This window comes from Streptomyces sp. L2 (assembly GCF_004124325.1).
Classification (GTDB): domain Bacteria; phylum Actinomycetota; class Actinomycetes; order Streptomycetales; family Streptomycetaceae; genus Streptomyces.
The window spans coordinates 328,655-355,020 of record NZ_QBDT01000001.1; the positions used below are offsets into that span (position 1 = coordinate 328,655).

At 73.6% G+C, this 26,366-nt stretch carries 22 protein-coding genes; 10 read left to right on the plus strand and 12 right to left on the minus strand.

Features of this window, described 5'->3' with window-relative positions; genetic code table 11:
- Positions 1-37: 37 nt before the first annotated feature.
- Entirely contained in the window at positions 38-1,060 is a 1,023-nt protein-coding gene (locus tag DBP14_RS01420; protein ID WP_129305234.1) for a DNA topoisomerase IB, read from the minus strand.
- 346 nt (positions 1,061-1,406) lie between these two features.
- Between DBP14_RS01420 and DBP14_RS01425 the strand changes: the two genes are divergently transcribed.
- Positions 1,407-2,447, plus strand: coding sequence for a PHP domain-containing protein (locus DBP14_RS01425; RefSeq protein WP_129305235.1), 1,041 nt, complete (start codon positions 1,407-1,409; stop codon positions 2,445-2,447).
- A gap of 40 nt (positions 2,448-2,487) precedes the next feature.
- Entirely contained in the window at positions 2,488-3,144 is a 657-nt protein-coding gene (locus tag DBP14_RS01430) for an HAD family hydrolase (RefSeq protein ID WP_129305236.1), read from the plus strand.
- A gap of 292 nt (positions 3,145-3,436) precedes the next feature.
- Here the strand turns inward: DBP14_RS01430 and DBP14_RS01435 are convergent, their stop codons facing one another.
- Positions 3,437-4,300: an alpha/beta hydrolase gene (locus DBP14_RS01435; protein WP_129305237.1), complete on the minus strand. Its 864-nt coding sequence runs from the start codon at positions 4,298-4,300 to the stop codon at positions 3,437-3,439.
- A gap of 196 nt (positions 4,301-4,496) precedes the next feature.
- Here DBP14_RS01435 and DBP14_RS01440 point away from each other — a divergent pair, with 196 nt between their 5' ends.
- Complete coding sequence (locus tag DBP14_RS01440; RefSeq protein WP_129305238.1) at positions 4,497-5,528, plus strand: SDR family oxidoreductase; 1,032 nt, start codon at positions 4,497-4,499, stop codon at positions 5,526-5,528.
- Positions 5,529-5,597: 69 nt separating this feature from the next.
- Positions 5,598-5,984: a hypothetical protein gene (locus tag DBP14_RS01445; protein ID WP_129305239.1), complete on the plus strand. Its 387-nt coding sequence runs from the start codon at positions 5,598-5,600 to the stop codon at positions 5,982-5,984.
- A 35-nt stretch (positions 5,985-6,019) separates the two neighbouring features.
- Here DBP14_RS01445 and DBP14_RS01450 read toward each other — a convergent pair whose 3' ends face one another.
- On the minus strand, positions 6,020-7,309 hold the full coding sequence (locus DBP14_RS01450; protein ID WP_129305240.1) for an ROK family transcriptional regulator: 1,290 nt from the start codon (positions 7,307-7,309) through the stop codon (positions 6,020-6,022).
- 132 nt (positions 7,310-7,441) lie between these two features.
- A complete protein-coding gene (locus DBP14_RS01455; protein ID WP_241740761.1) occupies positions 7,442-10,615 on the minus strand; it encodes a cytochrome P450 in 3,174 nt (1,057 codons plus the stop codon).
- A gap of 245 nt (positions 10,616-10,860) precedes the next feature.
- Between DBP14_RS01455 and DBP14_RS01460 the strand changes: the two genes are divergently transcribed.
- The 5 genes from DBP14_RS01460 to DBP14_RS01480 all read left to right on the plus strand — a co-directional run bounded on the left by DBP14_RS01460 (position 10,861) and on the right by DBP14_RS01480 (position 15,982).
- Positions 10,861-11,532: a PAS domain-containing protein gene (locus DBP14_RS01460; protein ID WP_206739185.1), complete on the plus strand. Its 672-nt coding sequence runs from the start codon at positions 10,861-10,863 to the stop codon at positions 11,530-11,532.
- 123 nt (positions 11,533-11,655) lie between these two features.
- Positions 11,656-12,150, plus strand: a complete 495-nt coding sequence (locus DBP14_RS01465; RefSeq protein WP_129305242.1) for an FBP domain-containing protein — start codon at positions 11,656-11,658, stop codon at positions 12,148-12,150.
- A 62-nt stretch (positions 12,151-12,212) separates the two neighbouring features.
- Entirely contained in the window at positions 12,213-13,466 is a 1,254-nt protein-coding gene (locus DBP14_RS01470) for an aromatic acid exporter family protein (protein WP_206739186.1), read from the plus strand.
- A 46-nt stretch (positions 13,467-13,512) separates the two neighbouring features.
- Positions 13,513-14,646: a hypothetical protein gene (locus DBP14_RS01475; protein ID WP_129305243.1), complete on the plus strand. Its 1,134-nt coding sequence runs from the start codon at positions 13,513-13,515 to the stop codon at positions 14,644-14,646.
- A 136-nt stretch (positions 14,647-14,782) separates the two neighbouring features.
- Entirely contained in the window at positions 14,783-15,982 is a 1,200-nt protein-coding gene (locus tag DBP14_RS01480) for a lactonase family protein (protein ID WP_129305244.1), read from the plus strand.
- Between the two features lie 92 nt (positions 15,983-16,074).
- Here DBP14_RS01480 and DBP14_RS01485 read toward each other — a convergent pair whose 3' ends face one another.
- Positions 16,075-16,686, minus strand: a complete 612-nt coding sequence (locus tag DBP14_RS01485; protein ID WP_129305245.1) for a TetR/AcrR family transcriptional regulator — start codon at positions 16,684-16,686, stop codon at positions 16,075-16,077.
- A 121-nt stretch (positions 16,687-16,807) separates the two neighbouring features.
- On the opposite strand from DBP14_RS01485, the gene DBP14_RS01490 reads away from it, so the two are divergent.
- Positions 16,808-18,391 carry a cytochrome P450 gene (locus DBP14_RS01490; RefSeq protein ID WP_129305246.1) on the plus strand — a complete coding sequence of 528 codons (1,584 nt, stop codon included), beginning with the start codon at positions 16,808-16,810 and terminating at the stop codon, positions 18,389-18,391.
- Here the strand turns inward: DBP14_RS01490 and DBP14_RS37215 are convergent.
- From DBP14_RS37215 to DBP14_RS01530, 7 genes are all read right to left on the minus strand, one after another.
- Positions 18,353-19,198, minus strand: a complete 846-nt coding sequence (locus DBP14_RS37215; protein WP_129305247.1) for a pentapeptide repeat-containing protein — start codon at positions 19,196-19,198, stop codon at positions 18,353-18,355. The genes DBP14_RS01490 and DBP14_RS37215 overlap by 39 nt on opposite strands.
- An 83-nt stretch (positions 19,199-19,281) precedes the next feature.
- The gene (locus DBP14_RS01500; protein ID WP_129305248.1) at positions 19,282-20,025 is read right to left on the minus strand and encodes a PIG-L deacetylase family protein; all 744 of its coding nucleotides are present in this window, start codon (positions 20,023-20,025) and stop codon (positions 19,282-19,284) included.
- 414 nt (positions 20,026-20,439) lie between these two features.
- Positions 20,440-21,465, minus strand: coding sequence for a LacI family DNA-binding transcriptional regulator (locus tag DBP14_RS01510; protein ID WP_129305249.1), 1,026 nt, complete (start codon positions 21,463-21,465; stop codon positions 20,440-20,442).
- Positions 21,466-21,605: 140 nt separating this feature from the next.
- Complete coding sequence (gene rhaS / locus DBP14_RS01515; RefSeq protein WP_129305250.1) at positions 21,606-22,679, minus strand: rhamnose ABC transporter substrate-binding protein; 1,074 nt, start codon at positions 22,677-22,679, stop codon at positions 21,606-21,608.
- Between the two features lie 97 nt (positions 22,680-22,776).
- Complete coding sequence (locus tag DBP14_RS01520) at positions 22,777-23,751, minus strand: ABC transporter permease (protein WP_129305251.1); 975 nt, start codon at positions 23,749-23,751, stop codon at positions 22,777-22,779.
- The gene (locus DBP14_RS01525; protein ID WP_129305252.1) at positions 23,744-24,784 is read right to left on the minus strand and encodes an ABC transporter permease; all 1,041 of its coding nucleotides are present in this window, start codon (positions 24,782-24,784) and stop codon (positions 23,744-23,746) included. Before DBP14_RS01525 ends, DBP14_RS01520 begins: the two co-directional genes overlap by 8 nt.
- A complete protein-coding gene (locus DBP14_RS01530; RefSeq protein WP_129305253.1) occupies positions 24,781-26,331 on the minus strand; it encodes a sugar ABC transporter ATP-binding protein in 1,551 nt (516 codons plus the stop codon). Before DBP14_RS01530 ends, DBP14_RS01525 begins: the two co-directional genes overlap by 4 nt.
- Positions 26,332-26,366 lie beyond the last annotated feature (35 nt).

A 26,366-nucleotide genomic window follows, 5' to 3' on the forward strand; every position in this document is an offset into this window, starting at 1 on the left:
CATCCGGCGTCCGGTCGTCCGGCGTCCGGCGTCCGGCTCAGCGGGCGCCGTCGAGGAGGTCCAGTACGGCGGCCTCGACGGCGCCCTGGGTGGCGGGGCGCCCGAACTCCCCGTGTTCGCCGAGGCGGTTGAGCACGGGGGTGATCGTCACACCCCGCTCGAACAGTTCGAAGACCTTTGGGTCGATGTAGGAGGACCGGCACACCGCGGGCGTGTTCCCGAGGTAGTGACTCACCTCGCGCACGGCCCGGGTGGTCTGCCGGTGCCGCGCGGTCTCCGTGGCCCGGCCGCCCCGGGCGGTGACGGCGACCGCGACGGCCGCGAGCACGGTCGCGTGCCAGGTACGGAAGTCCTTGGCGGTGGCGTCGGTGCCGGAGAGCCGGCGCAGCGCCTCGTTGAGGTCGCCGCCGTGCAGGTCGTGCCAGGCGCCGTGCTCCCAGTACGCGAGGAACCGGTCACCGCCGTGGCGACGGCGCAGCAGGGACCGTACGACGGTGTGCACCCGCTCGTCGACGAGGGCGCGGACCAGGTCGATGCCGCCCTTGGCCGGATAGCCGAAGGTGATCTCGGCGCGGCCGCAGGTGACGTGCTCGCGCAGCATGGTCGTCAGGCCGTAGGTCTCGCTGGCGCGGGTGTGGCGGTCGCTGCCGATGCGGAAGAAGCCGAGGTCGAGCAGGCGGACCGCGCAGGCGGTGACCCGCGCCCGGCTCAGCCCCCGTCCGCCGAGGTCGGCCTCGACCCGGGACCGCAGGCCGGGCAGGGCGCGGGCGATCTGCCGTACGTGCTCGTGCTTGGCCTTGTCCTGCTCGGCCCGGAACCGCTCGTGGTACAGGTACTGGCGGCGGCCGGCCGCGTCGGTGCCGACGGCCTGAAGGTGGCCGGTGGGCCACGGGCAGATCCACACCTCGCGCCAGGCGGGCGGGATGGTGAGGGCCCGGATGCGGGCGAGTTCCGCGGGGTCGGTCAGGGGCGCGCCGCTGGGGTCGCGGTAGCGGAAGCCGCGGCCGCAGCGGGTTCTTGTGAGGCCGGGTTGTTCGCAGCTGCTGGTGCGGAGCTTCATGGAGTTGGTGGGGTTCGGGCCGGCCGGGGTGACATGGGTGAGGCTCCTTTGGCCTTGGCCTTGGCCTTGGCCTTGGCCCGGGGCGGGGTCATCGCAGTACCCGGCGATGGGGGCGGTAAACCGTTGTGGGGGGTGGTGAGCGTTGCCGGGTGCGGGTGGGTGGGGGCTGGTCGCGCAGTTCCCCGCGCCCCTCTGGGGCGCTTGGGTGAACCTTCGTCATATAGAGCCGTTGCCGGCTGAGCGTTGCCGGGTGCGGTGTGTTCGTGGCTTGTCGCGCCCACGCGGCGGAGCCGCAAATGGACGCAGCCCCGCGCCCCTGTGGGGCGCCTGGGTGAACCTTGGATGTATGGAGCCCGTTGCCGCGCTGGAGCGGATTGCGTTTCTGTTGGAGCGGTCTTTGGCGCCGACCTATCGGGTGCGGGCGTTTCGTACCGCTGCCCGGGTGGTGCGGGAGCTGTCCGACGAGGAGGTGGCCTCGCGGGCGGCGGACGGGTCGCTGGAGGCGTTGAAGGGGGTCGGGCCGAAGACGGCTCAGGTGGTGCGGGAGGCGCTGGCCGGTGAGGTGCCGGGGTATCTGCGGAAGCTGGAGGAGGAGGCCGGAGCGCCGGTGGTGTCGGGGGCCGGCGCTGAGCTGCGGGCGCTGCTGCGCGGGGACTGCCACACGCACTCGGACTGGTCCGACGGCGGCAGCCCGATCGAGGAGATGGGGTGGGCCGCGGCCCGGCTCGGGCACGAGTGGACCGTCCTCACCGACCACTCGCCGCGGCTGACGGTGGCCCGCGGACTGTCCCCCGAGCGGCTGCGCGAGCAGCTGGACGTGGTGGAAGGGCTGAACGCGGCCTGGGCGCCGTTCCGGCTGCTCACCGGGATCGAGTGCGACATCCTCGACGACGGCGGCCTGGACCAGGAGCCGGAGCTGCTGGAGCGGCTCGACGTGGTCGTCGTATCGGTGCACTCCAAGCTGCGGATGGACGCCCGGTCGATGACCCGCCGGATGGTGGCCGCCGTGCGGAACCCGCACGCCGACGTCCTCGGCCACTGCACCGGGCGCCTGGTCACCGGGCGCGGACGGCCCGAGTCGGAGTTCGACGCGGACGAGGTGTTCGCCGCCTGCGCGGAGTCCGGCACGGCCGTGGAGATCAACAGCCGGCCCGAACGGCTCGACCCGCCGCGCCGGCTGCTGCGCCGGGCCGTGGAGGCGGGGGTCCTGTTCTCGGTCGACACCGACGCGCACGCGCCCGGGCAGCTGGACTGGCAGATCCTCGGCTGCGCGCGGGCGGAGGAGTGCGGGGTGCCCGCCGAACGGGTGGTGACCACCTGGTCGGCAGAGGAACTGCTGGCCTGGACCCGTCAGGGCCGTACGCCGGAACGCGTGCCCGGTGCGTGACGTGGTACCCGGCCCCGCAGGACCCGAGAAAGGAACGCGGATGGACCGTGCCGCCGTCTTCGACGTCGACGGAACGCTCGTCGACACCAATCACCTGCACGTCGTCACCTGGTGGGAGGCGTTCCGCCAGGCCGGCCACGACGTGCCGATGCACGCGATCCACCGGGCCGTGGGTCTCGGCTCCACGGATCTGATCGCCCACCTGCTCGGGGACGACCGGGACACGGACCGGGACGCGGAGCTGAGCGCCGCGCACACGACGCTGTACGGACAGTACTTCGACCGGCTGCCCGCTCTGCCGGGGGCCGCGGAGCTGCTGCGCCGGCTGCACCGGGACGGCTGGACGGTGGTGCTGGCCACCTCCGCGAGCGGGGCCGAGCTGGGCGCGCTGCGCCGGGCGATCGACGCGGACGAGGCGATCACCGACACCGCGAGTGCCGACGACGTCGCCGAGGGCAAGCCGGCCCCGGAGCCCGTGGAGCACGCGCTGGAGCTGGCCGGGGTGCCCGCCTCCCGGGCGGTGTTCGTCGGGGACACCGTGTGGGACATGCGGGCGGGCAGCAAGGCCGGGGTGCGCTGCCTGGGGCTGCTGTGCGGCGGTATCCCGCGCGCCGATCTGACCGAGGCGGGGGCGGAGGCGGTCTACGACGACCCCGCCGGCCTGCTCGCCCGCCTCGGGGAGAGTCCGCTGGTGTGAGCCGCGCGCAACGGGTGACCCGGATCACGCCGGACCAGGAACACAGGCGGTTGGTTCTTCGTTGAACTAGACGTGGGTGCGGAGGGAACAGTGTCCTCGGGCCTCGTCCTTCGCCCACGGGGACGATCGTTCGGCTGAAGCCCTGTGGAGCCCCTCGCCGGAGGCGACCGCCGTCCGCGCCCGCCCCTTGACCGCCCCGGTCGTGATTCCCCCGTCGCGACCGGGGCCCTTTTCGTGCCGCCCGCGCCTTTGCGCCGGATGCGCCCTCACGCCGCCTGCGCCCCTTGCTCCCTTACGCCGCCTGTGCCAGCCCGCTGTCGGCCGAGGCGGCGTCGAGGAACTCCCGCAGGTCCTCGGTGAGCCGCTCCGCGTGGGTCGCGAACAGACCGTGGCCGGCGTTCTCGTACACCTTCAGGGTGCCGTCGGGGACCATCCGGGCGATGCGCTCCCCGGTGAGGGCGAGGGGCGCCGAGGTGTCGTGGGTGCCGTGCACGACCAGTACCGGTACGGCCACGCCGGGCAGCTCCGCGGTGAGGTCGAGGGAGGCCACGACGGCCCGGATGCCCAGGGCGGCCCTGGGGGTGGCCACCAGGCAGCGGTCGATCAGGTACCGGGTGTAGGCCTCGGTCACCTCGATGCCGGGCAGGCCGACGGCGAAGAAGTCGTCCGCCGAGGCCGTGAACCAGCCCGCCCGGTCCCGCCGGAAGGCGGCCTCGTCGGCCCGGACCAGCGCCGGGTCGATACCGTCCGGGACGCCCGGCGAGCGGACGATCCCGGGGCTCACCCCGGAGACGAGGGCGACGCGGTCCACCCGTGCGGTGCCGTGCCGGGTCAAACAGCGGACGACCTCGGCGGTGCCCACGGAGTGCCCGATCAGCGTGACGCCGCGCAGGTCGAGGTGGTCCAGCAGGCCCTGCAGGTCGTCGGCGAGGGTGTCGAGGTCGTAGCCGAGCCAGGTGTCCTCGGAGCGGCCGTGGCCCCGCCGGTCCAGTGCCACGCAGCGGTATCCGGCCTCGGCCAGGGGGAGCATCTGGTACTCCCACATCTCGTAGCCCAGATACGCGCTGCTGACGAAGACGGCGACCGGCCCGGTTGTGGGGCCGTGGTCGACGTAGTGCAGGCGGGCGCCGTCGACGGGGCTGTCGTAGAACGGCATGGCGGCCTCCTCGGGGTCCGGCTGTGGTCCGACGGGATGTCCGTCGATCTCCGTGACACCGATGTTTCCCGAGTCCGGTCCGCGGGTCGATTACCTCCCACGTCATGCCGGACGGGTGGGGCTCGCGGGGGCGCGTGTGCACGTGGGGCGGCCGGGTACCCGGCCGGTCCACCGAAGCCCCGCGGAGGAGCCCGAGGTGAGTGGTGCAACGGGCAGCAGGGTCGTCGTGACGGGCGCCACCGGCAATGTCGGGACCAGCGTGGTGCGCCTGCTCGCGGAGGACCCCGGGATCAAGTCGGTGCGGGGCATCGCCCGGCGCACGCCCGAGTGGTCGCCGGCGAAGACCGAGTGGTCGGCGGCGGATCTCGCCTCCGACCAGGCCAATCTGGCCGAGCGGTTCGAGGGCGCGGACGCGGTGGTCCATCTGGCCTGGGCGTTCCAGCCGACGCACGATCCGGCGACCACCTGGCGGACCAATGTGCTGGGCGGGATCCGGGTGTTCGAGGCGGTCGCCGCGGCCCGGGTGCCGGTGCTGGTGCACGCCTCGTCGGTCGGCGCGTACTCGCCGGGGCCGAAGGACCGGCCGGTGGACGAGTCGTGGCCGACGCACGGCTGGCCGGACGCCGCGTACTGCCGGGAGAAGGCCTACCTGGAGCGCACGCTGGACGTCTTCGAGCGGGACCACCCCGAGGTGCGGGTGGTGCGGATGCGCCCGGCGTTCCTGTTCAAGTGGGAGTCCGCGAGCGAGCAGCGCCGTATCTTCGGCGGCCGTTTCCTGCCGGGCCCGCTGGCCCGGCCCGAGCTGCTGCCGTTCCTCCCGGACGTCCCCGGGCTGCGGGTGCAGGCCCTGCACACGGACGACGCCGCCGAGGCGTACCGCCTCGCGGTGCACTCCGAGACCGCCCGGGGCGCGTACAACCTCGCCGCGGATCCCCCGGTGGACGCCACGATGCTCGGCGAGATGCTCGGCACCCGCCCGGTCCGGCTCCCCCGCACGGCGGCCCGGGCGGCGATCGCCGCCGCCTGGGGGCTGCATCTGCTGCCGGCCTCGCCGCACCTCTTCGACGCCGTGCTGCGGGTGCCGCTGATGGACTGCGCCCGGGCCCGCGCCGAACTGGGCTGGCAGCCCCGCCGCCCGGCAGACGAGGTGCTGCGCGAGTTTCTCGACGGGCTGCAGCAGGGCGGCGGGATGGACACGGAGCCGATGCGGGGACGCAAGGTCGGCTGAGCGCACGTGAGGCCGTCAGGTCCAGTCAGGCCCACCGAGGGCCAGTGAGGTCCAGTGAGGGAGAACGCCATGACCGAAGAGGGACCGCACGAGCCGGGCCCGCACGCGGCTCCGATCCCCCGGGATCTGCCCGACCAGCAGGCCGGCCCGCGCGAGGACCCGTGGGAGGCGTCCTCCGGACGACCGGCCCCGGGACGGGGGAAGCCCGATACGGCGGACGACGGCACGCGGGCCGGCCCCGACGCCCGGTCCGAAACCGATGCCGATGCCGATGCCGATGCCGATGCCGGTGACGGTGACGGTGACGAAACCGGTGCCGATGCCGAGTCCGGCGCCGAGGAGACCGGCGACGCGGACGTCCCCGGGACCGACGTGGCCGGTACCGGCCCCCGGGGCGCGCCCCACACGGGCACGGTCCACGCCGAGCACCCGATCCCGGACGAGCCGTCGGCCTGAACTCCACTACACCGCACCGGAATTGCGGCACCCCGTCAGCGGGGCGTCCGCTCCTCCAGCGCGGTGCGCCAGGCCGGGTGCCGGTCCTGCGGGGCCGGTTCGTGGCGGTGGCCGCCCCGGCCGAAGAAGTCGGCCAGGGGAAGGATCGCGGCGCCGACGGTGACCGCGTCCGGGCCGAGCCGGCCGAGGTCGATGGTGACCTTCTGGGCCGGGTACCGCAGGGCGTAGGTCGTCGCGTGCCGGCGTACGGCCGGCAGGAAGCGGGTGCCGAGTTGCAGTCCGGCCCAGCCACCGATCAGGATCCGCTCGGGCTGGAAGAGGTTGATCAGGTCGGACAGGCCGGCGCCCAGGTACTCGGCGGTCTCCTCCAGTACGGCGAGGGCGACCGGATCGGCGGTCTCACCCTCGGGCGGGTAGGCGGCGGCGAGCATCGCGGTGAGCGCGGTCTCCTCGTCGGCGTCGGCGGGGGGCCGTCCGCCCTCCTCCCGCCAGCGCGCGAGCAGGGACTCCGCGCCCGCGTAGGCCTCCAGGCAGCCCGGCGCGCCGCAACGGCACCGCCGGCCCCGCACCCGGACGGTGAGGTGCCCCCACTCGACGGCCCGGCCGTGCTCCACCTCGGGCGTGACCAGGCAGGCGCCGACGCCGGAGCCGAACAGCACGACGACCGCGTTGCGGGCCCCGCGCCCGGCGCCGAACCACATCTCGGCCTGGCCGAGGGTCTTGGCGCCGTTGTCGATGAAGTAAGTGGCCCCCTCGGGGAGGGGGGAGGCCGCGCGGAGCAGTTCCTCCAGCGGGACCGCGTCCCAGCCGATGGTCTGGCCGTGCACGACGGCGCCCCGCTCCGCCGTGTGCTCGACGATGCCGGGGACACCGACGCCGACGCCCAGCAGCCGCTCGGGCTCGGCCTGTTCGGCGCGGAGGACCTCGGCGATGCCGTCGCGGATGTGACCGACGACGACGTCGACGTCGTAGCCCTGCGGGGTCAGCGGGTGTTCGGCGCGGGCCAGTTCGGTGAGGGCCAGGTCGAACAGCTCGACGCGGACCCGGGTTTCGCCGACGTCGACGCCGATCATCTGGCCGCTGTGCGGGGCGACGCGCAGCAGGGTGCGGGGCCGGCCGCCGTCGGACTCGACGCTGCCGGCCTCCTCGACGAGCCCGTCGGCGACCAGGTCCGCGACCACATTGCTGACCGAGCCCGAGCTGAGGCCGGTCGCCGGGCCCAGCTCGAAGCGGCTGAGCGGGCCGTCGAAGTACAGCCGTTGCAGCACGGCCGTCCGGTTGCCCCGCCTGAGGTCGCGTACCGTGCGCCCGTTCCGCCCCGCCATGTGGCTCCCTTCACGAACCCTGCCCGACCTGCAACATACTCCTTCGGGCAGCCGGAAGCGATATTTTCCCAACCCTTATTTCACGCTATGAGCTAAGCGGGGCACCACACGGTCCGTCCAGCGGGGCCCGGGTCAGCCCGCCGCGTACACGTCCTCGACGTACCGCCCGTCCGCGACCAGCGCGTCGAGCCACCGCCCGGCCGCGGCCGCGTCGGCGCCGGGGGTGCGCTCCCGGTACAGGGTACGGAACGCCTCGCGCACGCCGGGTGCCATGCGGGAGCCGTCGCCGCAGACGTACACCCGCGCGCCGGCGCCGAGCAGGCGCCAGACCTCGTCGGCCTCGGCGGCGATGCGGTGCTGGACGAAGAGGGCGCCGTTCTCGGGGGCGGCGCTGAAGGCCGGGCGCAGGGACACGGCTCCGGCGGCCTCGGCGGCCCGGAGTTCGCCGGCGTGCAGGAAATCGGCGTCGGGGGCGTCGCAGCCGAAGTACAGCAGGGCGGGGGGCAGCCGGTCGCCGCGCGCGATCGCCGCCGTACGGTCGGCGACGGCTCCCCGGAACGGTGCGAGGCCGGTGCCGGCGGCGACCATGAGGACGGGTGTGGAGCCGTCGGCGCGGAAGGCGTCCCGGCAGGGCTGCACGCGGGCGTACACCGTGTCGCCCGGGCGCAGTCCGGCCAGGTGTCCGGAACCGGTACCCCGGTAGCGGCCGTTGCCCGAGCGGGCGGGCGCGTCCAGGACCGAGACCATGAGGTCGGCGTGTCCCGGGTCCAGGGCGGGGGACGAGGAGATGGAGTAGTGGCGGGGGCGCAGTGGGGTGAGCAGTTCGAGGAGCCGGGGCCAGTCCAGGGCGCCGCGCAGGGCGGGGTGGTCCTCGGCGATCTCCAGCAGGGTGCGCGGGTCGTCGCCGGTCAGGGCGCTCAGGGCGGCACGCTCGGGCGGGCAGGGGTTGGCCGCAGCGAGCAGTTCCGTCTGCCGAGCGGTGGGACGCTCCTGCAACTCGACGTAGTGCGTGAAGAGTTGACGTACCGTCAGTGGACGGTCGACGGCGAGGCCGTCGCGGCGCGGGCGGGTGGCCCGGATGTCGAGGACGGTGTCCGGGTCGACGCCGAGGGCGGCGGCCGCGCGGTCGACGAGGTCCGGGGCGTTCACGGGCAGCACGGTCAGGTGGTCGGCGGTGCGGTAGGCGACGCCGGCGGGCAGGGCGATCCGCAGGAACCGCTTGGTGCGCGGGTGTCCGGGGGCGGTGAGGTCGCGGGCCTCGGTGACGGCCATCGCGACCAGTCCGTGCCGTCGGGCGAGGGGGTCCAGCGGGCCGCCGGTGACCTCCCGCACCTCGTAGGCGGCCGTCGGCCGGTCGTCCCGCGGTTCCCGCTGGTGTACGGCGTCCGGGTCGCCGTACTCCTGGAGGAGCCGGGTGCGCAGCCGCGAAGTGAAGGCGCGGACGGTGCCGGTGAGGTCGCCGGAGGCGTCGGCGGCGGCCCGGCCGGTCAGGCGGGTGGCGCCGAGTTCGGCGAGGCGGGCGTCGATGCGGGTGGGGACGTGCTGGTAGGTGGCGGCCCAGGTGCGGTCGCCGACGCCGAGGACGGCGTAGGTGACGCCGGTCAGGTCGGGGGTGCCGTCCAGCCAGGCGGTGAAGGCGGTGGCGTCGTCGGTGGGACGCCCGTTGTAGGAGGCGGCGGTGATGATCACGGGCCGGTCGGTGGGCAGTCCGCCCGCGCAGGTGTCCAGGGCGGCGACCTCGGTCGCACAGCCGACGGCGGCGGCCTCGTCGGCAAGTCCGGCGGCGAAGTCGCGGCAGGTGCCGTAGTTGCTGCCGTGCAGGAACAGGGCGGCGGTGCCGGGGCGGACCCGGGACGGCAGGGCGCCGGGGTCGGGGGCGCCGGTGCCGGCCGGCGCGGTCGCGGTGCCGGGCAGCGGTGCGTGGACCCGGTCGGCGCCGGCGCGCCGGGTGAGGGTCAGGGTGAAGCCCTCGGGCTTGAGGGTGAGGGTCTCCTTGACGGTGAGCGCGTAGTCGGCGTGGTCGTGCAGCCGGTAGCGGTGGACGAGCATCGCGAGCAGCATGGTGGCCTCGTGCAGCGCGAACTGCCGTCCGATGCAGGCGCGTTCACCCGTACCGAAGGGCTTGTAGGCGTGTACGGGGCGGGCCGCCTCGGCCTCGGGGGTGAAGCGGGAGGGGTCGAACAGTTCGGGGTTGTCGCCCCACACCGGCTGCCGGTGCAGCATCGGGGCGAACACGCTGACGGCCTGCCCGGCGCGCAGCGGCAGCCGTCCGCCGAGCACGGTGTCCTCGCGGGCGTGCCGGCCGAACGTGGCGGCCGTCGGCCACAGCCGCAGCGCCTCGCTGAGGACCTGCCGGGTGTACGTGAGCCGGCCGATGTCCTCGTACGCCGGGTCAGGGTCGGCGACGTCGCCCCACAGGGCGTCGGCCTCGCGCTGGACGAGCCGCAGCGCGGTGGGGTGCTTGGCGAGGTAGTGGAGGGCGAACGACATCGCGCCGGAGGTCGTCTCGTGGCCGGCGATGAGGAAGGTGATGACCTGGTTGCGGATGTTGGGGGCATCGAGGGTGGTGCCGTCGGCGGGGTGCCGGGCGGTGAGCATCAGCCCGAGCAGGTCGTCCGTGCCGCTCCGGCCGGTGCTCGTGCGGGCGGCGACGACCTCGTCGACGACGCCGGCGAGGAAGTCCGCGTCCGCGCGGAAGGCGGCGTCGGCGGCCGAGTGGTCGCTGCCCGGGGCGCGGCCCAGGCGGTGCATGCTCCACTGCAGGCAGCGGACCATCGACTGGACGAAGGGGTGCGGTTCGGCACGTTCGAAGGAGCCGAAGTCGTAGCCGAAGCCGGCCAGGCCGATGGTGTCGAGGGTCATGCGGGTCATGTCGTCCGCGACGTCGACGGGCCGTCCGGCGTGGGCCGCGCGGTCCCAGGCGTCGATGAGCCGGCGGGCCACCGTCAGCATCACCGGGTGGTAGGTCCGCATCGAGCCGAGCGCGAAGGCCGGCATGAGGATGTCGTGCGCCTTGGCCCAGTTCGGTTCGTCGTTGTAGGCGGTGAACAGGCCGTCGGCGGTGAAGGCACGGACGTTCTCCAGCGCGGGTCCGACGTGCTTGGCGAACCGGGACTCGTCGGCGAGCTCGCTCACCAGGTCCACGTCGGCGACGAAGACGACGTCCCGCCCGTGCAGCCGGCGCACCAGCACCGGGCCGTGGGTGCGCATCAGCCCCATGACCTGCTGCATCGGGGTCCGGCCGGGTCCGGTGGCGGTGATGTCGACGACGGGGATGCCGGAAGCCGGAATGTCTGAGACGGGCATGTCGGCGACGGGGGCGCCGGGGTGGGGACCGGCGGTTCGGGTGGCGCTCGCGGTGGGGTGCATGGCGCGACAACTGCCTTTCGCGGTACGGGAGTACTGCGCTCCAGCCTGGCCCACCGGGGACCGCGCCCCGCACCGGAGCACTACACGATCGTGCAGTGGGAAGTCACGGCGCGGCCTTGTCGGCCTCCGCGCCTCGTGCCCCTGCCGGCGGGGTTTGGTGCTGACCTGGACGTTCGACTTGGATGAGAGGCGCACATCGGGAGGTGCGGGTGGACGCGGAGCAGGCCGGGGCCGTGGTGTGGCGCAACCGTGCGCTGACGCTGTTCGACCGGGTGGCGGTGCCGGTCGCGGTCTGCGACGTGCGCGGCCGGGTGATCCTGGCGAATCCGGAGATGGCCGCGGAGTGCGGTACGACGCCGGGGCGGCTGCGGGACCGGGACGTGCTGGACCTGTTCCGGCCGCAGGACGCCACGCAGGTGGAGCGGATCACCGAGGCGCTCCGGCTGCGGCACCGCTCGCGGTACGAGGTGTCGGTGCGCTGGCGGTCGGCCGACGGCACCGAGCGGTTCGGGGAGCTGACGGCGGACCCGGTCAGCGACACGGTGGACGACACGCCGGCCCTGCTGGTGATGCTCCGGGCACGGGGCGAGTGCGCGCGCCCGGACCCGGAACCGGCGCGGGTCACGCCCGTGGAGGGCCGGGTCCTGGCGCTGCTGGCGGGCGGCGCCACGACGGCCCGGGCCGCCCGCGAGCTGGGGCTCAGCACGGACGGGGTCACCTATCACCTGCGCCGGCTGTCGGCCCGCTGGAACGCGGCCAACCGCACGGAACTGGTGGCGCGGGCGTACGCGCTGGGAGTGCTGACGCCGGGGGTGTGGCCACCGGAGGCGAAGGTCGTACCGGGCCAGGCATAGCCTCCGCATATAGCTCTCGGCAAATTCAGTGGCCGTATCGTCATGCTGCTACGTACGCTTGCCAAGAACCTAGACCTCCTAGGTTCCGGATCTTTCCGGCCCCCTCCCCTGAAAGGGACTCCCATGAAGCCGCTCACCGAGCAGGACCTCCGCGCGTCGTTCGTCAACTGCTCCAAGGGCGAGGCCAAACGGCTGGCGGTCCCACGCGACCTCGCCGAGCGCCCCTGGGACGATCTTGACTTCCTGGGCTGGCGCGATCCCGGGGCACCCGACCGCAGCTACCTGGTCGCCGAGCGGGACGGCCGCACGGTCGGCATCGCCATGCGCTACCCGGCCTCGCAGCGCGGCTTCCTGCACCGCAGCATGTGCTCGCTGTGCCTGACGACCCACCCCGGCGGCGGGGTCTCCCTGATGACCGCGCGCAAGGCGGGTGCGGCGGGCCGTGAGGGCAACTCGGTGGGCGTGTACATGTGCACCGACCTGGCGTGTTCGCTGTACGTGCGCGGCAGGAAGGTGCCCGAGTCCGGCCTGCGCATCGAGGAGAGCCTGACCCTGGAGCAGCAGATCGCCCGGATGACGGGGAACCTGTCGGCCTTCGTCGACAAGCTGTACACCTGAGGCCGTACAAGTCCTCTTTCGGCCACGTTCGACGTCCGTACGGAACGGGAACAGGCCAGGGGATGCGCGACGTACAGAAGTGGGACACGGGTCTGCGGCGCCTGGTGCGACGCTACCGGGAGCCGGTGGTCGTCCAGAGCCTGCGGTCGGCGACGGCGGCCACCATCGCCTACGTCCTCGCGGTACGCCTGAGCCCCGAGCCGGCCCCGCTGACCGCGCCCCTGACCGCCCTGCTCGTCGTCCAGGTGACCCTGTACGCCAGCCTCACCAACGGCATCCGGCGGGTGAACTCGGTGGTGGCCGGCGTGCTCGTCGCCATCGCGTTCAGCCTGCTGGTGGGGCTGACCTGGTGGAGTCTGGCGCTGCTGATCGTGGCCGCGCTGGGCGTGGGCCATCTGGTCCGGGTCGACGAGTACGTGGCCGAGGTGGCGATCAGCGCCATGCTGGTGCTCGGCGTCACCGCGCACGGTTTCACCGCGTGGGCGCGCATCGTGGAGACGCTGATCGGTGCGGTCGTCGGCATGGGCATCAACCTGCTGCTCCCGCCGCCGGTGTGGGTGGACCAGGCCGGGGAGTCCATCGAGGACCTGGCCCGCCGGGTACGGCAGTTGATGCTGCGGATGGGTGAGGAGGCCGCGGGCGGCATCCCGTGGCAGCGGGCGGCCGAGCGGCTGCACGAGGCCCGGCGTCTCGACAACGCCGTCACCGAGGTCGACGCGGCCCTGCGGCAGGCCGAGGAGAGCCTGCGGCTCAACCCGCGCGTGAAGGACAGCCTGCTGCACCGGGTGGTGCTGCGTACCGGCCTGGACACCGTGGAGATCTGCACGGTGGTCCTGCGGGTGCTCGCCCGTTCCTTCACCGACCTCGCCAAGGCGAGCGGCCCCGAGCAGCTGTTCCCGCCCCGCGTCGGGGAGACCGTGCAGCAGCTGCTGTCCGAGATCGCCGACGCGATCGTCAGCTTCGCGGTGCTGGTCACCACCGATCTGAGCGCCAGCGCCGAGTCGGCGGAGGAGCGGCTGACCGCCGAACTGCACACGGCGGCCGGCACCCGGGACCGGCTGGCCCAGCTGTTCCTGGAGGAGATCCGGGCGGACGCGACGAACTGGCAGCTGATGGGGGCCGTCCTCACGGAGGTGAACCGGATCATCGACGAGTTGGACACCGAGCACCGCAGCCGCCGTCTCCTGGAGGAACTGGACCGCGTGGCCCGGGACCAGCGGACGGCGCGGCCGTGGGTGGCCCGGCTGCGCGAGCGCCTCGGCGTACAGGAGCGGCTGTGGCGGAACCGCACGGGCCTCGGCGGACGTTCTTGGTGAGGGAGTGCCGGCCCGGGGCCGGCACCGCGAGGCGAGGAGCGGGCCGATGGCCGACGGCGGGGTACGGATCGACGGGAACACACTGCGGCTGCCGGGCGGGGTGGCGGTGCGGTTCGTGCGGACCCTGCGGCTGCCCGAGTCGGGGACGCACGCGCTGCCGCCGGGCCTCGGCGAGTTCCCGGTGCGCCGGGTCGCGGACTACGGCGACCGGGTCCCCGAGCAGTTGCGGGCGCGCGGCGGCGTGATGCTGCCGGTGTACCTGCGCGAGGCGATGTGGCTGAGTTTCAGCGGTACGACGGAGCCGGCCGCCCTGCAGGTGGGGGCGGGCAAGGTGTGCGCGGTGTCCGGCGAGCCGTGGAGCGGCAAGCTCTCCCGCCGCCCGCAGAACTATCTCGTCCTGCCGCGGCAGCCCTGGCTGGACGGCATCAACTCGGGCAAGGGGACGGTCCGTCAGTTCGTCGCGGTCCCGCTGGGTCTGGGCGCCACGGTGGAGGGGCAGGTCACCGGCGAGGAGGCGTGGGGCGGGGTGCAGCTGCAGGCGTTCGGTCTGCGGGAGGACCGCCTCGCCGAGTGGCGGCGCCTGGAGGACGCCCGGCGCGCGCGGATGCACTCGGCGGGGCCCGTCGGCCTCTACGGGTCACCGGCGCCCGGGGCCATGCCGACAGCCGGGGCGATGCCCGCACCCGGGGGGATGCCCGCGCCGGGGGCCGCCGCCGGGTACGGAGCGGCCCCCGCCTACGGAGCGGCCCCTGCTCCCAGTGCCGCGCCGCCGCCCGGGGCCGCGGCCCCGCGGAGCGCGCCGGCCATGGGGCTGGGCGTCGGCGGGTCGATGCGCCAGGAGGTGTACCGGGACGACCGCCCGCTCAGACACTGGTCGAAGGAGCTCTCCGGACGGGTGTTCGTCCATCTGGTCACGCCTCCGGAGTGGCGCCGCATCACCGGCGAGCCGGCACCGCCGTCCCCGGTGGACCGGGCGGCGTACACCCGGGCGGGCCTGCCCTGGTACGACTACTACGACCAGGATGCGGAGGATCTCGCGCCGACGGACACCCTGGGTACGGTCAAGCCGGTCGGCGACTGGCTCGGGGACGACCTGGACCCCTGGCAGCAGCCGTCGCCGGGCCAGGTGAAGCCGCTGAAGGACGCGCCGGGCCGGCCGGTGGAGGACGGGGACTGGTGAGCGCCCGGCCTCGTTCGGCGAGCGCCCCACTTCGTTGCGCAGAGCGCAACGCCCGTTGCCGGTCTTGCTTTTGAGCGTAGGTCCAGGCCAAGGTGTCGGTCACGGGAGGCCAACCGACGACGACCCGAGGTGCGGCATGGACACGGACGGACGCGCGGACCGGCGGGGCTGGAGCAGGCGCCGGTTCGTCGCCGCCGCGGCGGGTACGGCCGCGGTGGTGGCGGTCCCGGCGCCCGCGGCCCCGCCCGGTAAGCCCGGCGCGCCGGCCGCGCGGAAGCGGCCGGACCACCAGCCCCCCTCCGCTGGGCGCCCGCGCCCCCTGTATCTCGGCACCTACACCTCCGTCGAGGGCGGCGGCACCGGCATCGGGCTGGCCTCGTACGACCCGGGCACGGGCCGGATCACCGGCTCGGGCACGCTGACCGGGGTCGCCGACCCGTCGTACCTGGCGCTCCACCCGGACGGCCGCACGCTGTACGCGGTGGACGAGCGCCAGGACGGCGCGGTGACCGCCGTACGGCTCGCCGACCGGCGGATCCTCGGCTCCCGGAGCACCGGCGGAGCGGGCCCCTGCCATCTGTCGGTGCACCCCGGCGGCCGCTGGCTGCTGAGCGCCGACTACGGGTCGGGCAGCGTGGCCGTCCATCCGATCGACGCCTCGGGCGCCCTCGGGGAGCGCACCGACCTGGTCACCCACACCACTCCCCCACCCGGCCCCGGCCAACAGGGCCCGCACGCCCACCAGTTCCTCACCGGCCCGGACGGCACTCACGTCCTCGCGGTCGACCTGGGCACCGACACCGTCTACACGTACCGCCTCGACCAGCACGACGGCACGCTGACCGAGGTGTCCCGGGCGCGCACCCGGCCCGGCGCCGGACCGCGCCATCTGACGTTCCACCCGGGCGGCCGGTACGCGTACCTGGCCAACGAGGTCGACGACACGGTCGCCGTCTGCGGCTACGACGGGACCACCGGCCGCCTGACGATCGGCGAACCCCAGCCCTCGGGTTCGTCGGGCGGCTCCAACTACCCGGCGCAGTTCGTGGTGACGGCGGACGGCGCGTACGCGTTCCTCGCCAATCGCGGCGACAACACCGTGGCGCGGTACGCGATCGAGGCGGACGGTGCCCGGCTGCGCCTGCTCGGCACGGTGCCCATCGCCGGGGACTTTCCGCGGCAGCTCGCCCTGTCGCCGGACGGGAGGCTGCTGTTCACGGCGAACCAGCGGTCCGGCACGGTGAGTGTGTTCCATGTGGGGGTTGGTGCGGGGCGGCTGCGCCTTGCCGGGACGCCGTTCAGCTCACCGGTCGCTGTCTGCGCGCTGCCCACCTAGGCCTGGGGGGCAGGTCGTCGGTTGGGCGCGGCGCCGTTGTGGCTGGTCGCGGCCCACGCGGCGGAGCCGCATATCGGCACAGCCCCGCGCCCCTAGGGGGCATCGATGACGCCCAGCAGGGCTCTGGCGCACAGGTCGCGGACCTGCTCCCGGGTCTGTTCGCCGTCGCGGAGCCATTCCAGGCAGACGGCGGTGGTGAAGGCGAGCCAGCCGCGTACGGCGAGCCGGACGTGGGAGCTGTGTTCGGCGAGGGGGCCGAACTCGGGGTCGGCCGCGAGGGCGGCGAGGATCTGGCGTTCCTGTGCGGCCAGGGCGCGCCGGTAGACCCGGCGCACGGCCTGGTCGCCGGCCGCGTCGGCGCGGTGGAAGGCGCGGAAACCGTGCGCGTGGGCCTGCACGTAGGCCAGGTAGGTGTCGAGGCCGGCGGTGAGCTGCTCGCGCACCGGCACCCCGGGCACGGCCGCCGTCATGCGCAGCATCCGCTCGCTCTCGCGCTCCACGACCGCGGCGAAGAAGTCCCGCTTCGTCGGGAAGTAGTGGTACAGCAGCCCGCGGGAGACCCCGGCGATCTCGGCGACCTGCTCGATCCACACGTCGTCGTACGGGCTCTCGGAGAACAGTTTCGCGCCGACCGACAGCAGCTGCTCGCGGCGCTCCGCCGTGCTGAGTCTGCGCCGGGTGCGCTCCCCCTGGTTGGCGGGCATGGCGTCACTTTACTTGACGCGGGTTCAACCACCGGACCACACTGAAACGCGCTATTGAACTCACGTACAACACGGGTGCGCCACCCGTACCACCGTCCGCTGGACCAAGGGGGATCTCGTCATGGCGGAACCGACGGAGACCGGGCTGCCGAAGGGGTTCCGGGGCGCCGAGCAGGGCTGGCCCGAGCTGCACCGCATCCCGCATCCGCCGCGCCGCCTGCCACTGCTCGGTGACGTGATCGGCGTGGACCGGCGCCGCCCGCTGCAGGACACGATGCGCTACGGACGCGCGCTGGGCCCGATCTTCCGGCGCCGGGCGTTCGGGAACGAGTTCGTGTTCCTGTGGGGTGCGAAGCTCGCCGCGGACCTCGCCGACGAGTCACGGTTCGCCAAGCACGTCGGCCTCGGCGTCGCCAACCTGCGTCCGCTCGCCGGGGACGGGCTGTTCACGGCGTACAACCACGAGCCGAACTGGCAGCTGGCGCACGACGTGCTGGCGCCCGGCTTCAGCCGGGAGGCCATGGCGGGCTACCACGGCATGATGCTGTCGGTCGCGGGCCGGCTGACCGACCGCTGGGACCGCGAGTCGGCCGCCGGGCACACGGTGGACGTCGCCGGCGACATGACCAAACTGACCCTGGAGACGATCGCCCTCACAGGGTTCGGGCACGACTTCGGCTCCTTCGAGCGGGACCGCCCGCACCCGTTCGTGACCGCCATGGTGGGCACGCTCACCTATGCGCAGCGGCTCAACAGCGTGCCCGCGCCGCTGGCCCCGCTGATGCTGCGCGGCGCGGCCCGGCGCAACGCGGCCGACCGCGCCCACCTCAACCGCATCGTCGACGAGGTGGTGGCGGCCCGGCGCGCCTCCGGCGGCGGCGAGGGGGACCTCCTGGACCGCATGCTGGAGACGGCCCACCCCGAGACCGGGGAGCGGCTGTCACCCGAGAACGTCCGCAAGCAGGTGATCACGTTCCTGGTGGCCGGCCACGAGACGACCTCCGGCGCACTGTCCTTCGCCCTGTACTACCTGGCCCGGCATCCGGAGGTGGCCGCCCGCGCCCGCGCCGAGGTGGAGCAGGTCTGGGGCGACTCACCCGCCCCCGGCTACGACCAGGTGGCCAAGCTGCGCTACGTCCGCCGCGTGCTGGACGAGTCGCTGCGGCTGTGGCCGACCGCGCCCGCCTTCGCCCGCGAGGCCCGTCAGGACACGGTGCTGGCCGGGGAGCACCCGATGCGGCGGGGCGCCTGGGCGATGGTGGTGCTGCCGCTGCTGCACCGGGACCCGGAGGTGTGGGGCGAGGACGCCGACCGGTTCGACCCCGACCGCTTCGAGGCGAAGGCCGCGCGGTCCCGTCCCGCGCACACCTTCAAGCCGTTCGGGACCGGGGCCCGGGCCTGCATCGGCCGCCAGTTCGCCCTGCACGAGGCGACCCTGGTCCTCGGCCTGCTGCTGCGCCGCTACGACATCACCGCCGACCCCGCCTACCGCCTGCGGGTCACCGAACGCCTGACGGTGATGCCGGAGGGCCTGCGACTGTCGTTGGACCGCCGGAAGCGCCCCGAAGGGGCGCGGGGAACGGCACGACAAGCCACAACGCCCCCGCAGACGAACAACGGCCCCTCGCGGCACTCACCCATAACGGCCTCCACAGCGGAGCGTCCCTCAGCCGCCCGCTGTCCAGCGCACCGGGGCACGGACTGACTCCGGCAGCCGCGTGCCGGCGCTGCCGCGGGCGGAGTCGACCTGCGGCTGGGTGAGGAAGAACGCACCGGTCAGGTCGGCGTCGGTGAGGTCGGCGTCCCGCAGGTCGGCGCCGATCATCTCCGCGCCGCGCAGGTCGGCGCCGGTGAGGTCGGCCGCGATGAGGCAGGCGCCGCGCAGGGTCGCGCCCCGCAGGTCGGCGCCCCTGAGGCGGGCCCCCATCAGATCGGCGCCCCGCCGGTCCTTGCCCTTGCCTTTGCCCTTCTTTCCGCCGGCGCCGGCCCGGGCCAGTTCGCCGACGCGCAGCAACAGCACGTTGACCTCCTGCCGGTGAGTGGCCACGTCGAGCTCGGCCAGTTCCCCGGGCGGGAGCAGGGTCAGGCGCTCGGTCTCCGCCAGCGCGCGGCGCAGATCCGCGTGGACGGGGCGGGCGGCGGGCAAACCCAGTGCCTCGGTCAGGTACCACAGGAGTTCGTGCAGTTGCCGGACGACCGGGAACACGTCGAACATCGCGCGGGCGTGCTCCTTGGTCCCGGTGCGCCAGTCCTGTCCGCCGAAGGTGACCTGGGCGACCTTCTGGCCCGCGCCGAAGCAGTCGTACACCGTGCAGCCGGTGAATCCCTTCGTGCGCAGCTCGGTGTGGATGCCGCAGCGGTGGTCGCCCTGGAGGTTGGGGCAGGGCTTGCCCGCGGGCTTGTCGAGCGCGAAGTCCGAGGAGGCACCGAAGGGCAGGGCGACGCAGCACAGCCCGAAGCAGCGGGCGCAGTCCCCGCGCAGCTCGGAGAGGCCGGCTATCTGATCAGGCATGGGACCAGCCTACCGGGCGCATTCCCCCGCAAAAGCCGCGGGAGCGGTGGCCGACGGCCGGGACAGCCGGCGGCTCGGGGCGGTCAGCGGCCGAACACCTCGAACGTCACCGCCGGTGTGCCGCCGAAGCGTTCCCCGGCGGCGGTGGCGTTGCCGGTGAGGAACTCCCGGGCGTACGTCTCCGGGTCCTGGTCGGTCAACGCCTCGATGTAGGTGCGGTGTTCGAGCAGGGAGCGCACTGCCCGCTCCAGGCCGGGCGTGGCGTCCACCGCGTGGGTGGGGGTGCTGGAGCCGGCGACGGCGACCCGGCGGACGCCGTCCCAGGGGTCGAGGCCCTGCTCGATCAGCTCCGGGAAGATCCAGCGGTTGCCGGCGTCCGCCGCGGCGTCGAGAGTGGCGCGGCCGACGGCGACGTGGTCGGGGGTGTTCCAGTAGACCCCGCCCCAGGTGTCGCGGTGGTTGAGGGTGATGACGAGTTCGGGCCGGTGGCGGCGGATCGCGGCGGCGATGTCGCGGCGCAGCGCGGGCCCGTACTCGACGACCCCGTCCCGGTGGTCCAGGAACTCCACCGAGGTGACGCCGACGACGGCCGCGCTCGCCCGCTGCTCACGCTCGCGCAGGGGGCCGCAGGTGGCGGGGTCGAGGGTGTCGATGCCGGCCTCGCCGCGGGTGGCGAGCACATAGGAGACCTCGCGTCCGGCGTCGGTCCAGGCGGCGACGGCCGCCGCGCACCCGTACTCCAGGTCGTCGGGGTGCGCGACCACGGCTAGGGCGCGCTGCCAGTCGTCGGGCAGGGATTTCAGCTGGGTGCTCACCGGCTCGGTCATGGACCCGAGCCTATGCGGCGGGGCCCCGCACGCAACCGCGTTCTCCCGGCCGCCGGCCGGGGCCGGGGCCGGGGCCGGTACCGGAGCGGCCGGCGCTGGAGCGGCCGGTTCCGGGCCGACGGGTGCCGGAGCGGCCGGCGCTGGAGCGGCCGGCGCTGGAGCGGCCGGCGCTGGAGCGGCCGGCGCTGGAGCGGCCGGCGCCGGGCCGACCGGCGCCGGAGCGGCCGGCGCCGGAGCGGCCGGCGCCGGGCCGACCGGTGCCGGAGCGGCCGGTGCCGGAGCGGCCAGTGCCGGAGCGGCCAGTGCCGGAGCGGCCAGTGCCGGAGCGGCCAGTGCCGGAGCGGCCAGTGCCGGAGCGGCCAGTGCCGGAGCGGCCAGTGCCGGAGCGGCCGGTGCCGGAGCGGCCGGCGCCGGTCAGCGCGCCGTCAGGCTGGAGCGGCGTACGACGAGTTCCGGCTGGAGGACGACCCGCCGGTGCTCGTGCGGCTGTGTGCCCTCGCCCTGCTCGGTCTCCTCCAGGAGGAGCTCGGCGGCCAGGGAGCCCATGGTGACGGCGGGCTGCCGTACGGAGGTCAGCGGTACGGCCGCCGCGGCGGCGAACTCGATGTCGTCGTAGCCGACGATGGCCAGGTCGTCCGGGACGACCACCCCGGCCGCGTACAGGGCCTGGAGGACGCCGAGGGCGAGGAGGTCGTTGGCGCAGAAGACGGCGGTGGGCCGGTCGGCGAGGCCGAGCAGGCGGGCGCCCGCGTCCCGGCCGGCGGCCACGTCGAGGCGTTCGGTGGGCAGTTCGCGCAGGGCGCCGGGGCCGAGCCCGGCCTCCGCGAGGGCCTGCAGCGCTCCGGTGCGGCGGTCGCGGACCTGGTTGAGGCCGGGCGGGCCGCTGACGTAGGCGAGGGACCGGTGCCCGGCGTCCACGAGGTGGCGGACGGCCAGGGCGCCGCCGGTGACGTCGTCGACGGAGACCGAGCACTCGGTGGTTCCCTCGGCCACCCGGTCGACGAGCACGAAGGGGATGTCGTGCCGGCGGAAGGCGTCGATGTTGCGGCCGGTGGCGTCGGCGGGGGTGAGCAGCACGCCCCGCACCCGCTGTTCGGCGAAGAGTGCCAGGTACTCGGCCTCCTCGGCGGCGTTCTGCGCGCTGTTGCAGACCATCACGCCCAGACCGGCGGCGCGGGCGGCGCGCTCGGCGCCGCGCGCCACGTCGACGAAGAAGGGGTTGCCCATGTCCAGCACGAGCAGGCCCATGATCCGGCTGCGGCCCGCGCGCAGCTGGCGGGCGGACTCGCTGCGGACGTAACCGAGCCGGTCGATGGCGGCCAGGACCCGGGCGCGGGTCTCGCCGGCGACGGTGTCCGGGCGGTTGATGACGTTGGACACCGTGCCCACCGACACTCCGGCGGCGCGGGCGACATCCTTGATACCCACCGACTGGGCCATCGGGTTCCAGACCTCCAGCAGGGGACGAGGGGCGGGCGGTGGGAAGGCCCTCTCGGGGCCGGAAGGGCCTTCACATTACCGTCATGACGGGCAGGACTGCCCCGGTCGGGCGAGGTGGAACACGTGGTACCGCCCCGGCGTCAGAAGTCGAACTGGTCGATGTTCCTGGCGTCGAACACGGTGGGCTTGCCCAGGTTGACGGCGCCGTCCTTGCCGAGGGTGTAGCTGGTCGAGCCGGCCTGGAAGGTCTCGCCCTCCTTGCCGGTGATCTGCCCGGACGCCAGGGCGACGGCGGTACGCGCGGCCAGATCGCCGAGCTTGGCCGGGTCCCACAGCTCGAAGGCGTCGACGGTGCCGTTCTTGACGTACTTGCGCATGTCGTTGGGGGTGCCGAGCCCGGTCAGCTTGACCTTGCCCTTGTACTTGGAGCCGGACAGGTACTGCGCGGCCGCCTTGATGCCGACGGTGGTCGGGGAGATGATCCCCTTCAGGTCCGGGTGCTCTTGGAGCAGGCCCTGGGTCTGCTGGAAGGAGGCCTGCGCGTCGTCGTTGCCGTAGGCGATCTTGACGAGCTTGACGTTCTTGTACTTGGGGTCCTTCAGCTCGTCCTTCATGTAGCCGATCCAGGTGTTCTGGTTGGTCGCGGTCTGCGCGGCGGACAGGATCGCGATCTCGCCCTTGTACCCGATCTGCTCGGCCATCAGCCGCACCTCCGTGCGGCCCAGGTCCTCGGCTGAGGCCTGCGACACGAAGGCGTTGCGGCAGCCGGGGTTGGTGTCGGAGTCGTAGGTGACGACCTTGATGCCGTTCTTCATGGCCTGCTTCAGCGCCGTGCACAGCGCGCCCGGGTCCTGCGCGGAGACGGCCATGGCGTCGACCTGCTGCTGGGTGAGGGTGTTGACGTAACTCACCTGCCCGCTGGTGTCGGTGGCACTGGAGGGCCCGACCTCCTTGTACGACTCCCCCAGTTCGGCGAGTGCCTTCTGCCCACCCCTGTCGGCCGTGGTGAAGTACGGGTTGTTGACCTGCTTCGGCAGAAACCCGACGGTCAGCCCCTTCTTGATGGCGGCATTCGGATCGGCCTTCCCGGCACTGACGGCGGCCCCGCCATCGTCCTTGACATCGCTCTTGGTGGTACCGCCACAGGCGGAAAGGGCGAGAGAGGTCACGGCGAGGAGGCAGAAACAGGTACGACGGCGAAACGCGGTGCGCATACGAAGGGTCCTTTACAACGAGGGCGAGTACAAGCGCCCCGAAGGGGGCGCGGGGAACTGCGCGACCAGCCACAACGGCCCCGCAGCCAACAACGGCCTACCCGGCGGAGCCGAACGCCCTGGCAAGGGCAACCTGCCGAGCCACGCGGGGCCCCAGCACGGACACGACCAACAACACGCCGGTGACAACGATCTGCGACTGCGCGGAAACGTTCAGCAGACTCATCACGTTCTGCGACGCCCCCAGCAGGAACACCCCGGCGACCGCACCCCCCAGCGTCCCCTTCCCTCCGTCGAAGTCGATCCCGCCCAGCAGCACCGCGGCGACGACGGAGAGTTCGAGGCCCGTGGCGTTGTCGTAGCGGGCGCTCGCGTAGTGCAGGGCCCAGAAGACGCCGGTCAGGGCGGACGTGAACCCGGTGGCGACGAACAGCAGCAGCTTGGTGCGCCTGACCCGGATGCCTGCGAACCGCGCCGCCTCCTCGCTCGCGCCGACCGCGAACAGCGACCGGCCGAACGGGGTGGCGTGCAGGACGACGACGGCGACGGCGAGCAGCACCAGGAAGGGCAGGAAGGCCTGCGGCAGGAACGTGTCGCCGAGCCGGCCGGCCGCGAAGTCCAGGTACCGGGTGGGAAAGTCGGTGACCGCGTCGGAGCCGAGGACGATCTGGGCGATGCCCCGGTAGGCGGCGAGGGTGCCGATGGTGACGGCGAGGGAGGGCAGCCCGAGCCGGGTCACCAGCAGGCCGTTGACCAGCCCGCAGCAGATCCCGAGCAGCAGGCACAGCGGGGTGATCGTCTCGATGGCCAGGCCCGCGTTCCACAGTCTGCCCATGACCGCGCCGGACAGGCCCGCCGTGGAGGCGACGGACAGGTCGATCTCGCCGGCGACGACCAGCAGGGTCATCGGCAGGGCGATCAGCGCGATGGGGAGGGTGTTGCCGAGGAGGAACGACAGGTTGAGGGCGTTGCCGAAGCCGTCCACGAAGCCGAAGGACAGCAGGAGCAGGACGATCAGGAGCGCGCCGACCACCGTGTCCCAGCGGATGGCGCGGGTCAGCGACTCAGGCATGGCGGGCGTTCCTCTTCTTCAGGGCCTGGGCCACGCGCAGGACGACGATCCGGTCGGCCAAGATGGCGAGGAGGAGCAGGATGCCGTTGATGGCGAGCACCCAGACGGAGCTGACGCCGAGGGCGGGCAGCACGCTGTTCACGGAGGTGAGCAGCAGGGCGCCGAGCGCGGCGCCGTACACGCTGCCGGAGCCGCCGGTGAAGACGACACCGCCGACGACGACGGCGCTGACGACGGTGAGTTCGTAGCCGTTGCCGGTGCCGGAGTCGACGTTGCCGAACCGGGCCAGGTAGAGCGCGCCGGCGAGGCCGGCGAGGCCGCCGCAGAAGGTGTAGGCGGCCAGGATCCGCTTGCGCACCGGGATGCCGGCGAGCCGGGCCGCCTCCGGGTTGGAGCCGAGGGCGTACAACTCGCGTCCGCTGCCGAAGTGTTTGAGGTAGTAGGCGGTGGCGATCAGCACGGCCAGCGCGATCAGCGCGAGGTACGGCACGGCCCTCAGGCCGCCGGAGCCGAAGTCCACGAAGGAGCCGGGCAGGTCGGCCGCGGTGATCTGGCGGGAGCCGACCCAGATGGAGTCGATGCCGCGGATGATGTAGAGGGTGCCGAGGGTGACGACGAGCGCGGGGACCTGGCCGAGGCTGACGAGCAGGCCGTTGAGGAGTCCGGAGGCGACCCCGAGCAGCACGGCGAGCAGGACGGCGACGACCGGGGCACCGCCGCCGTGCAGCCAGGTGCCGGCGGCGAAGGCGCTGATGCCGAGGGTGGAGCCGACGGACAGGTCGACGTTGCGGGTGATGACGACCAGGGACTGGCCGGTGGCGACGAGCACCAGGATGGTCGCGTTCAGCAGCAGGTCCTTGATGCCCTGTTCGGACAGGAACTGGCTGTTGCCGAGCTGGGTGACGACGATCATCACCAGGAACACGGCGAGGATGGCGAGTTCGCGCATCCTGAAGACGCGGTCGACGAGCCGGGTCCCGCTCGATCGGGGTGCCTCGGCGGGCGGAGCGTGATCGGGTGCGGTGACCGTCATGCGGCGGTCCCCCCGGTGACTGTCCCTCCGGGGACTGCGGTCCCCCCGGTCGCTGCGGCCATCACGGTTTCCTCAGTTGCTCGGGAGCGGGGAAGTTCGGCGGTGATCCGGCCCTCGTGCATGACCAGCACGCGGTCGGCCATGCCGAGGATCTCGGGCAGGTCGGAGGAGATCATTAGGACGGCGACGCCGTCGGCGGCCAGCTCGCCGAGCAGCCGGTGCACCTCGGCCTTGGTGCCGACGTCGATGCCGCGCGTGGGCTCGTCGACGATCAGCACCTTGGGGCCGGTGGCGAGCCACTTGGCGAGGACGACCTTCTGCTGGTTGCCGCCGGACAGGGTGGCGACGGTGTCGGCGATCCGGGCGTACTTCACCTGGAGCCGCACGGCCCAGTCCAGGGAGCGGCTGCGCTCGGCGCCGCGGTCCATCAGGCCGGCCTTCACGGTGGTGCGCAGTCCGGTCAGGCCGATGTTCCGCTCGATGGACATGTCCATCACCAGGCCCTGGGCGCGCCGGTCCTCGGGGACGAGGGCGAGCCCCGCGGCCATCGCGGTGGACGGGGCGCCGTTGGTGAGCCGGCGGCCGTCGACCTCGACCTCGCCGGCGTCCCAGCGGTCGACGCCGAACACGGCCCGGGCGACCTCGGTGCGGCCGGCGCCGACCAGTCCGGCGAGGCCGACGATCTCGCCGCGGCGCACCTCGAAGGAGACGTCGGTGAAGACGCCCTCGCGGGTCAGCCGCCGGACGCTGAGCGCGACGTCACCGGCCTCGACCTGCTGTTTCGGATACAGCTCGGCGAGGTCGCGGCCGACCATGCGGCGCACCAGGTCGTCCTCGGTCATGCCGTCGACCGCCTCGCCGGCGATCCGGGCGCCGTCCCGCAGGGTGGTGACCCGTGCGCAGATCTGGAAGATCTCCTCCAGCCGGTGCGAGATGAACAGCACGGCGGCGCCCTGGTCGCGCAGGGTGCGGACGACGCCGAAGAGGCGGGCGACCTCGCTGCCGGTCAGGGCGGCCGTCGGTTCGTCCATGATCAGGACCCGGGCGTCGAAGGAGAGCGCCTTGGCGATCTCCACGATCTGCTGGTCGGCGATGGACAGCCCGCGGGCCGGGCGGTCGGGGTCGAGGTCGACGCCGAGCCGCTTCATCAGGGCGGCCGTCGCGGAGCGCGTGGCCTTGTGGTCGATCCTGCCGAGGGCGCGCCGGGGCTGACGGCCCATGAAGATGTTCTCGGCGATGGACAGATCGGGGAAGAGCGTCGGCTCCTGGTAGATCACGGCGATCCCGGCGTCGCGGGCGTCACCGGGTCCGTGGAAGACGACGGGCCGGCCGTCGAGCAGCACCTGTCCGGTGTCCGGGCGGTGCACCCCGGCCAGGGTCTTGATCAGGGTCGACTTGCCCGCGCCGTTCTCCCCGGCGAGGGCGTGCACCTCGCCGGGCAGCAGCTCCAGGGAGACGTCCCGCAGGGCCCGTACGGCGCCGAAGGACTTGGAGACGCCCTTCAGCGCGAGCACCGGTGCCGGTCCCGTGTCAGGCGGGTGGGTCATGGGGGCTCCTCGACGACACCCGCGGGTCCGCCCAC